The organism is Geodermatophilus sp. SYSU D01106, from assembly GCF_054049995.1.
In genome coordinates this window covers 185,159-192,748 of the sequence record NZ_JBJGYM010000008.1, presented here as the reverse complement: position 1 = coordinate 192,748, position 7,590 = coordinate 185,159, and the positions used below count along the sequence as shown (strand labels likewise).

The 7,590-nt window shown below is 79.1% G+C and carries 6 protein-coding genes; 2 read left to right on the top strand and 4 right to left on the bottom strand.

All coding sequences use genetic code 11. The features are described 5' to 3' along the window. Positions 1-117 precede the first annotated feature (117 nt). Positions 118-1,671, bottom strand: coding sequence for a sensor histidine kinase (locus ACI78R_RS11415; protein ID WP_457040806.1), 1,554 nt, complete (start codon positions 1,669-1,671; stop codon positions 118-120). A gap of 123 nt (positions 1,672-1,794) precedes the next feature. On the opposite strand from ACI78R_RS11415, the gene ACI78R_RS11410 reads away from it, so the two are divergent. After that, entirely contained in the window at positions 1,795-4,341 is a 2,547-nt protein-coding gene (locus ACI78R_RS11410; RefSeq protein ID WP_457040805.1) for an HAD-IC family P-type ATPase, read from the top strand. Here the strand turns inward: ACI78R_RS11410 and ACI78R_RS11405 are convergent. From ACI78R_RS11405 to ACI78R_RS11395, 3 genes are all read right to left on the bottom strand, one after another. Next, complete coding sequence (locus ACI78R_RS11405) at positions 4,304-4,894, bottom strand: AAA family ATPase (protein ID WP_457040804.1); 591 nt, start codon at positions 4,892-4,894, stop codon at positions 4,304-4,306. The two genes, ACI78R_RS11410 and ACI78R_RS11405, sit on opposite strands and share 38 nt — an antisense overlap. Before the next feature lie 193 nt (positions 4,895-5,087). Further along, on the bottom strand, positions 5,088-5,687 hold the full coding sequence (locus ACI78R_RS11400; RefSeq protein WP_457040803.1) for a hypothetical protein: 600 nt from the start codon (positions 5,685-5,687) through the stop codon (positions 5,088-5,090). 77 nt (positions 5,688-5,764) lie between these two features. Further along, the gene (locus ACI78R_RS11395; protein WP_457040802.1) at positions 5,765-6,658 is read right to left on the bottom strand and encodes an EamA family transporter; all 894 of its coding nucleotides are present in this window, start codon (positions 6,656-6,658) and stop codon (positions 5,765-5,767) included. Positions 6,659-6,731: 73 nt separating this feature from the next. Here ACI78R_RS11395 and ACI78R_RS11390 point away from each other — a divergent pair, with 73 nt between their 5' ends. Then, positions 6,732-7,577 (top strand): LysR family transcriptional regulator, encoded by an 846-nt coding sequence (locus ACI78R_RS11390; protein WP_457040801.1) that lies wholly within the window; start codon positions 6,732-6,734, stop codon positions 7,575-7,577. The last annotated feature ends 13 nt before the right edge of the window (positions 7,578-7,590 follow it).

Sequence of the window (7,590 nt, the reverse complement as noted above, 5' to 3'; positions counted from 1 at the left end):
CCCCCGCCACCAACCCCACCCCCCCCCCCCCGCCCCGCCCGCCCCCCCCCCCCCCCCCCCCCCCCCCGCCCCCCCCCCGCCCCCCCCCCCCCCCCGCCGCACGATCAGGCGGCCTGGTCATGCGCGGGCGGGCGCGGGCTCCTCGTCGTCGTCCGGCTCGGCCACCGTGGCGCCGGGCAGCCGGACGGTGAACACCGTCGCCCCCGGGCGGCTGGCCACCGACACCGTCCCGCCGTGCCCCTCCACCACCGCGGCCACGATCGCCAGCCCCAGCCCGGTGCTGCCGGCGGCGCGCGAGCGGGAGGAGTCGCCGCGCGCGAACCGCTCGAACACCCCGGCCTGCAGCCCCTCGGGGACGCCCGGGCCGTCGTCGGCCACCTCGAGCACCGCGTCGGGCCCCTCCGTGCGCAGCCGGGTCGTCGCCGTCGTGCCGGGCGGGGTGTGGGTGCGCACGTTGGCCAGCAGGTTCGCGAGCACCTGGTGCAGCCGCGCGGCGTCGCCGGGCACCAGCACCGCCCCCGGCGGCAGGTCCACCCGCCAGCGGTGTCCCGGCCCCGCGGCGTGGGCGTCGCTGACGACGTCGAGGACCAGCCCGGTCAGGTCGACGTCGTCGCGGGCGAGCTCCCGGCCGGCACCGGCGCCGGCACCCGCGCCGGCGTCGAGGCGGGCGAGCAGCAGCAGGTCGTCGACCAGGCCCGACATCCGCACCGCCTCGGCCTCCACCCGGCGCAGCGAGGCGTCGACCTCCTCGGGCAGTCCCCCGCGGCGGCGCACCAGCTCGGTGTAGCCGCGGATCGAGGTGACCGGCGTGCGCAGCTCGTGGCTCGCGTCGGCGGCGAAGCGGCGCAGCCGGGTCTCCGACGCCTGCCGGGCGGCGATGCCGGACTCCACCGAGTCGAGCAGCCGGTTGAGCGCGGCGCCGACCCGCCCGACCTCGGTGCGCGGGTCGGTGTCGGCGGCCGGCACCCGGTCGGGCAGCCGCACCTCGCCGCTGGACAGGGGCAGCTGCGCCACCCGCCCGGCGGTGGCCGCCACCCGGTGCAGCGGCCGCAGCGTCCGGCCGATCACCGCCGAGCCGACGACGCCCGCCGCCAGCAGCCCGAGCAGGCCCGCGGCCACCTCGACGACGACCAGCCGCAGCAGCGCCGCCCGCACCGACGCCAGCGGCAGGCCGGTGACGAGCACCTCGCCGGCCACCTCCCCGGCATCCCCGGTGGCCACGACGCGGTAGGCGCCGAGCGGGCCGAGGTCGACCGTGCGCGGCTCGCCGTCGGCGGGGACGCGGGCCAGCGCGGCGGCCTCGGCGGCGGTCAGCGCCTCGCCGTCGCCCTCCTTGCCGATGACGGCGGCCTCGGTGACCACGCCGTCGACGACCCGGGCGCCGAGCGTGCCGTCGCCCTGGCCGGGGGTGAGCAGGAACCCCGGCCCGGTCCCGTCCCAGCCGGGCCCGTCCCCGGGGTCGTCGTCGGCCTGGGTGTCGTCGGCCTGCATGTCGTCGGCCTGGGTGGAGCGGGCGACGGCGGCGGCGAGCCGGTCGTCGACCTGCCCGAGCAGCTCCCCGCGCACCGCGGTGGTGGCCGCGACCCCCACGACGGCCAGCACGACCGCGAGCGGGACCAGGAAGGCGCACAGCAGCCGGGTGCGCAGCGACCGCGGCCGACGGAGGTTCATGGCGGCCACGGTGCGCGCCGATCCTGCACGCCGGCTGGGCGCCGGGCGGGAGTCGGCTGGACGGCGACCGCTCCGACCCGGCGGCGGGCTGCCGGGTGCCGGGCCGGGTGTCATCGTCGGGCCGTGCAGACGGAGACGGAGGCCGGGACCGCACCTGGCGGCACCCCCGCCGGCCTGACCGCCGCCGAGGCCCGGGAGCGGCACCGGCGCGGCGAGGGCAACGTCGCGGTCAGCGCGTCCGCCCGCGGCTACGCCCGCATCCTGCGCACCAACGTCCTCTCCTTCTTCAACGTCGTGCTGTTCACCATCGGCGCGGCGCTGCTGGCGCTGGGCCGCTACAGCGACGCGTTCACGAGCGTCGGCCTCGGCCTGGTCAACGCCGCGATCAGCGCGGTCCAGGAGATCCGGGCCAAGCGCAAGCTCGACCGGCTGCAGCTGCTGGCCCGCGGCACGGTCACCGTGGTCCGCGACGGCGCCGCCGCCGAGGTGCCGCCGGAGGAGGTGGTGCGCGGTGACGTGCTGCAGGTGGGCCCGGGCGCGCAGGTCGTCGTCGACGGGCCGGTGCTCGCCGGCCGGCTGGAGGTCGACGAGTCGCTGCTCACCGGCGAGTCCGAGGCACTGCCGAAGGAACCCGGGGACGCGCTGCTGTCGGGCTCCTTCGTCGTCGGCGGCGGGGGGACGATGCTCGCCCGCGACGTCGGCGCGGCCTCCTACGCCGGGCGGCTGACCGCCGAGGCGCGGCGGGAGTCCACCGACCGCACGCCCCTGCAGCGGCGCATCGGCTTCGTCGTCCGGCTGGTCATGCTCCTGGTGGCGCTGATGAGCGTGACGATCCTGGCCCAGGCCGCGCTGGAGGGCTTCACGCTGGTGCGCACGGTGCAGACCACCGCCGTGCTCTCGGGCCTGGTGCCCTACGGGCTGTTCTTCCTCGTCGCGGTCGCCTACACCGTCGGGGCCGCGCGCAGCGCCGGGCGCGGGGCGCTGGTGCAGCAGGTGAACGCGGTGGAGTCGGTGAGCAACGTCGACGTCGTCTGCACCGACAAGACCGGCACCCTGACCACCGGCCGGCTCTCGCTCGCCGAGGTGCGCCCGGCCGGGCCGCTCGACGACGCCGCCGTCCGCCGGGTGCTCGGCACGCTGGCCGCCAGCACCCCGGCCCCGAACCTGACGACGACGGCGCTGGCCGCGGCGCTGCCCGGGCAGCCGGTGCCGGTGACCGAGGACGTGCCGTTCTCCTCGGCGCTGCGGTGGAGCGCGCTGCGCACCGCCGACGCCGTGCTGGTGCTGGGCGCGCCGGACACCCTGGCCCCGCGGCTGTCGGGACCGCCGCTGGGCGGGCCGGTGCGCGCGCTCGCCGGCCGGGGCCTGCGGGTGCTGGTGCTCGCCCGCGCCGCCGCGGACGCGCCGCTGCGCGACGGCGCCGGCCGCCCACTTCTGCCGGCGCTGGAGCCGCTGGCCGTGGTGGCACTGGCCGACGAGCTGCGCCCCGGCGTGCCGGAGACCCTCGCCCGGCTCACCGCCGACGGGATCGCGGTGAAGGTGGTGTCCGGGGACGACCCGCGCACCGTCGCCGCCCTCGCCCGCCAGGCCGGCCTCGAGTCCGGCGAGCCGGTGGCCGGCCCCGCGCTGGAGGGGCTGTCGGAGGCGCAGCTCGACGACCTCGTCGCGCGCACCACGGTGTTCGGCCGGGTGGCGCCGGAGCAGAAGGAGCGGCTGGTCGACGCGCTGCGCCGGCGGGGCCGCTACGTGGCGATGGTCGGCGACGGGGTCAACGACGCGCGGGCGCTCAAGCGGGCGCAGGTCGGGGTGGCGATGGCCAGCGGCAGCGCCGTCACCCGCGACGTCGCCGACATCGTGCTCACCGGCGACTCGCTGGCCGCGCTGCTGCCCGCGGCCCACGAGGGCCGGCGGATCATCGCCGGGATCGGCACCTCGATGCAGGTGTTCCTCGCCCGGGTCGGCACGCAGGGGCTGGTGATCCTCGCCGTCACGATGCTCGGCCTGGGGTTCCCCTACTCCCCCGCCAACGTCGGGCTGACGCTGCTCACCGTCGGCCTGCCCACGCTGTTCCTCACCGCCTGGGCGCGCCCGGCGCGGCCGGACCCGCACCTGCTCACCACGCTGTGGCGGTTCGTGGTCCCGGCGATGCTGGTGACGGCGGCCGGCGGCGTCGCCGTCTACGCCCGGCACTACCGGCAGCTGCTCACCGACTTCACCGACTCGACGCCGCCGTCGTCCGTCGTCGCCGCGTTCGAGGACTACACGGGCCTGTCCTCCGACGACGTCGGCTTCGCCGAGGCGGCGGCGACGATCGGGGCGCAGACCGCGCTGTCGACGTTCGTGTCCTACGCGGCGTTCCTGCTGATCCTGTTCATCGCGCCGCCGAACCGCTGGTTCGCCGCCTGGACCGAGCCCTCGGGCGACCGCCGCCCGGCGCTGCTGGTGCTGGCGCTGGTCGCCGTCTTCTCCGCGGGGCTCTTCTGGCCGGCGTTCACCGACTACTTCGGGCTCACCGACGCCGCCGAGCCGGTGTTCCAGACGGTGCTGCCGGCGCTGCTGCTGTGGTTCGCCGTGCTCACCGCGGTCTACCGGCTGCGGCTGCTCGAGCGGGCGCTGGGCCTGACCGGCGCGCTCAGCCCACCGGGCGCCCCAGCAGGTCGGCCAGGGTGAGGCGGTCGGCCCGCGCGCGGTCGACGACGAGCACGTCCCCGGTGCCGGCGCCGGGCAGGTAGCGCTCCCAGCGGCCGGCGTGCCGGCGCATCCGGCCCTCGGGGATGCGGCGGCCGCGGATGCGCTGGCCGTCGGCGGCGTCGGCGGCCGACACGTCGAGCAGGACCAGCCGCACCCCCCGGCCGGCCAGGGCGGCGGCGCGCAGCACGACCGGCCGCCACGAGCGGCTGGTCCACGGGTCGGTGAGCACGACCGCCGGCGCCGGGCCGACGACCGCCGCGAGCACCCGCAGGCGGTGCACGGCGTGCACCAGCGGGCGCACGTAGCGGTAGGGCACCAGCTGACCGGTGCGCCAGCGGGCGGCGACGTCCTCGGAGTCGACGGCGGTGACGCCGTCCACCCCCGGGCCGAGCAGGCGGCGGACCAGCGTGGTCTTGCCGCTGCCGGGCAGCCCGCCGACGACGACGAGCGTGCGGGCGGGCGGCGCGGCCAGCGCCCCGGGGCGGGGAGCGGTCCCGGGGGCGGGCACGGGGGCGGTCATGGCGGTGGTCACGGGTCCCTCCTCGGGCGCCGGCGTCGGTCGCGGCCCGTCCGGCGTGGCGGGGGACGGTACCGCCGCGGCCCGGCCGGCAGCCGGTCCGCGGACGCGGCGTGTGCCTGCACCAACGCGCAGCGGGGCCCGCGCGTCCCCGGGGACGCCGCGGCGCCGTCCCCCGGGGGAGGACGGCGCCGCGGGCGGTGCGGGGTCAGTCGTCGGTGTCGTCCGCGCCCGGGCCGCCGCGGCCGCCGGACCCGCCGAACCCGCCGGGGCCGCCGGGGCCGCCGCGGTCGGTGGACTCGACCAGCTCGGCGATGCGGCTCTCCAGGTCGGCGGCGCGCTCGTCGGCCTCCTCCTGGGTGAGCCGGCCGTCGGCGACGGCCTCGTCGAGCCGCTCCTGCGCGGCCTGCACGAGGGCGGCGGTGAGGTCCTCGACGGCGACGCCCTGGTCGCCGGCGACGGTGGCCAGGCTCGCGTCGTCGGCCTCCAGCGCGGTGCGCAGCTCGTCCTCGGACAGGCCGAGGGTCTCCGCGGCGACGGACAGGCCGGCGCCGAGGCCGGGGCCGCCGGGACCGCCCCGCCCGCCGACGCCGGCGTCGCTGAGCGTCGTGGCCACCTCGTCGGCCTGCTCGGCGGTGATCGAGCCGTCGTCGACCAGCCCGGTGAGCGCGTCGCGGATGCGCTCCTCGGCGGAGGTGACGGCGGCCGGCGGCGTGTCGTCGTCGGCGGCCATGGCGGGGGCGGCGAGGCCCAGGCCGCCGACGGCCAGGGCGCCGGCCGCGGTGGCGAGCACGATCTTCTTGCGCACGGGGAGCTCCTCGGGCGGGTGGCCGGCAGGTCCGGCCCTCGTCGTCGAGGCTCGGCGCGGTTCCTGTGCCGGACCTGTCAGGCGCCCGTGGCGGGACTGTGGACCCGGGAGCCGAGCACGGCCGCGGTGTTGGCCAGCACGACCACCCCGATGCCCGCCCACTCGTGCAGGTGCAGGGCCTGGCCGAGCAGCACGGTGCCGGCGAGGGCGGCCCACACCGGGTGGGCGCTGCACAGCACGGCGAAGGCGCGCGGCGTCACCCAGCGCAGCGCCACCAGGTCGGCGGCGTAGGGCACCGCCGAGGCGAGCACCCCCGCGGCGACGGCGTAGGCCAGCGGCGCGCCGGTCAGCCGCTCCTGCACGACGAGCACGACGACGACGGGCGTGACCGCCAGCGCGCACAGCGCCGTGGCCACCGCGGGTGCCTGCAGGCCGGGCAGCCGGGCGCCGGCGACCCGGTTGAGCAGGATGTAGGCCGCCCAGCAGGCGGCGGCCGTGAGTCCCAGGCCGATGCCGGTCCAGTCGCTGGCGCCGCCGGGCAGCACGAGCAGCCAGACGCCGGCGGCCGCGGTGAGCGCCACCGCCAGGTCGCGGCGCGAGCGCGAGGCGGCCAGCGCGACGGCGAGCGGGCCGAGGAACTCCAGCGTCACCGCCAGGCCCAGGCCGATCCGCTCGATCGCCGAGTACAGCGCCAGGTTCATGCCGCCGAAGACGGCCGCGAGCGCCAGCACCGGCCACCACTGCGCCCAGGTCATCCGGTGCAGGGCGGGGCGGGCCAGCGGCACCAGCACCGCCGCGGCCACCCACTGCCGCACCGCGACGACGCCCGCCGGGCCGACCGCCGGGAAGGCGGACGCGCCCAGCGCCGCGCCGACCTGGTTGCTCAGCGAGCTGGCGAGCAGCGTCGCGGTGCCGCGGGCGGTGCGGGCGCGCGGGGCGGCGGTCGGGGCGGGCGCGGTCACCTGTCCCATCCTGGGCACGCCGCCGGCCCGGGGGAAATGCCGGTGTCGCGCCCGGCGATACGGTCGGCGTATGGATCCGGAGGTGCGGCAGCTGAGGGCGCTGCTCGCCGTCGTCGACACCGGGACCTTCACCGCGGCCGCCGACGCGCTGTCCACCACGCAGGCGTCGGTGTCGCGCACGGTGGCCGCGCTGGAGCGGGCGCTGGGCGTGCGGGTGCTGCACCGCACCACCCGCGAGGTCGCGCTCACCCCCGCCGGGCACGGCGTGGTGGCGCACGCCCGCCGGGTGCTGGAGGAGGTCGCGGCCATCCGCCGGGCGGCCGAGCGGGCGCGCGGCGAGCTGCGGGTGGGCTACGCCTGGGCGGCGCTGGGCCGGCACACCACGGCCTTGCAGCGGGCCTGGGCCGCCGCCTCGCCCGGGGCCGCGCTGGTGTTCGTGCAGTCCAACACCCCCACCGCCGGGCTCACCGAGGGCCTGGCAGACGTCGCGGTGCTGCGCCGCCCGGCGGCCGACCCGCGGCTGCGCACCGCCCGGCTCGGCGAGGAGCGGCGGTTCGCCGCGCTCGCCGCCGACGACCCGCTGGCCCGCCGCCGCAGCCTGCTGCTCGCCGACCTCGCCGGCCGTGTGCTCGCCTCCGACGGCACCACCGGCACGACGACGGCGTCGCTGTGGACCGCGCCGCACGAGCCGGCCGCCATTCGCGACGTCCGCGGCGTCGACCCGTGGCTCACCGCGATCGCCGCGGGCCAGGTCGCCGGGGTGACCGCCGAGGCCACCGCCCGCCAGCACCCGCGGCCCGGGGTGGCCTACCGGCCGCTGCGCGACGCGCCCCCGGTGCCGGTGGACCTCGCGTGGTGGGCCGACGCGCCGCCGCCGGGGCTGCCGCGGCTGCTGGAGCTCGCCCGCGCCCGCTACGCCCGCGGCTGACCGCCCAGCTGAC

What these genes read in the sequence shown, in the direction of transcription:
- ACI78R_RS11415 (WP_457040806.1), bottom strand. Translation starts at nt 1,671, where the DNA reads ATGAACCTCCGTCGGCCGCGGTCGCTGCGCACCCGGCTGCTGTGCGCC.
- ACI78R_RS11395 (WP_457040802.1), bottom strand. Translation starts at nt 6,658, where the DNA reads ATGGGACAGGTGACCGCGCCCGCCCCGACCGCCGCCCCGCGCGCCCGC.